The following is a 1,647-nucleotide window of genomic DNA, read 5'->3' on the forward strand; positions in this document are numbered from 1 at the left end:
CACGAGGCCCGCGGCATGCATCCGCGGGTTCTTTTCCTGGAGGCCGCGGACGAGACGCTGGTGCGCAGGTTCGACCACGTCCGCCGGCCGCATCCGCTGCAGGGCGACGGCCGGGTGGTCGACGGCATCAGCCGCGAGCGCGCGTTACTGGCGCAGTTGCGCGGCGAATCGGACCTGGTGCTGGACACCACCGACCTCAATGTCCACGAGCTGCGCACGAAGATCGACACCGCGTTCGGTCAGCCGTCGGGAACCCGGCTGACCGCGGCGGTGGTCTCCTTCGGCTACAAGTACGGTCTCCCGCTCGATGCCGACCTGGTGGCCGACTGCCGGTTCCTGCCGAACCCGCACTGGGTGGAGGAGCTGCGGCCGTACACCGGCCGTGATCCGCAGGTGCGTGACTATGTCCTCGGCCAAACCGGGGCGGAGGAGTTCGTCGAACAGTACGCGGCGCTGCTGCGGCTGGTGGGGGAGGGGTATGTGCGCGAGGGTAAGCGGTATCTGACGCTCGCGGTAGGGTGCACCGGCGGCAAGCATCGCAGCGTGGCCGTGGCCGAACAACTCGCCGGGCGGCTGGCCAGCGACGGCGTCGGTGTCCGGGTGGTTCACCGTGACCTGGGGCGCGAGTGACTGCCATCGATCACGTGCCTGTTACCGATCCCGCGGTGGTGGCCTTCGGCGGGGGTCACGGTCTGGCCGCATCCCTGCGGGCGCTGCGGCGCATCACCCGTCATCTCACCGCGGTTGTGACTGTGGGTGACGACGGGGGCTCTTCGGGTCGCCTGCGGACCGAGCTGGGAGCGTTGCCCATGGGTGACCTGCGAATGGCGCTGGCCGCGCTGGCCGGCCCGGACACCTGGCCGTCCACCTGGGCAGACCTGTTCCAGCACCGGTTCGGCGGCGACGGGCCCCTGGCCGGTCACGCCGTCGGCAACCTCGTGCTCACCGCTCTTGCCGAGCGTCACGGCTCTCCGGTTGACGCGCTCGACCTGGCCGGCAGGCTGCTGGGGGTCGCCGGTCGCGTGCTACCGCTGTCCGAGGACGGCATCGACATCGTCGCCCAGGTGGCCGGGCTCGACCCGGACGAACCGGAGGCCACGGTGGAGGTCCGCGGCCAGGCGGCCGTGGCCACCACGCCCGGGCGGGTGGTGAGCCTGTACCTCCAGCCGGCCAAGCCCGCCGCCTGTCCGCAGGCACTGGCCGCGATCGACAGCGCCGAGTGGATCGTGTGCGGTCCGGGGTCGCTCTACACCAGTATGCTGCCCCACCTGCTGGTACCCGAGATCACCGATCGGCTGCTCGGTTCGCCGGCCCGTCGTGTCATGGTGTTGAACCTGGTACCGCAGCCCGGTGAGACCGAAGGGTATTCACCAGAGGAACACCTGCGGGTCATCGGGACGCACGCGCCGGAGCTGGCCTTCGATGTGGTGATCGCCGATCCCTACGCGGTACCCGAACCGGCCGTGCTCGCTCGTGCCTCGGCCGATCTGGGGGCACGCCTGTACCTCGTCCCCGTTGCCCATCCCGGCGAGCCACGCCACGACCCTCGGCGGCTGGCCGCCGCGTTCGAGACGGTGTTCAAGGCGGCGCGGGAAAGCTGGACAGGCCAGCCGGGCCAGGAAGGCCAGCAGAGCCAGCAGGGCCGGG

The 1,647-nt window shown here is 70.9% G+C and carries 2 protein-coding genes; both read left to right on the plus strand.

Features of this window, described 5'->3' with window-relative positions; all coding sequences use genetic code 11:
* A partial coding sequence (gene rapZ / locus DD1DGNOD_RS13850) for an RNase adapter RapZ (RefSeq protein ID WP_131770339.1) occupies nucleotides 1–630 on the plus strand: 630 nt, incomplete at its 5' end.
* Between the two features lie 14 nt (nucleotides 631–644).
* On the plus strand, nucleotides 645–1,647 hold a 1,003-nt coding region (locus tag DD1DGNOD_RS13855), incomplete at its 3' end, for a gluconeogenesis factor YvcK family protein (RefSeq protein ID WP_241255705.1).

This window comes from Candidatus Protofrankia californiensis (genome assembly GCF_900634765.1).
In the GTDB taxonomy this organism is placed as follows: Bacteria; Actinomycetota; Actinomycetes; order Frankiales; family Frankiaceae; genus Protofrankia; species Protofrankia californiensis.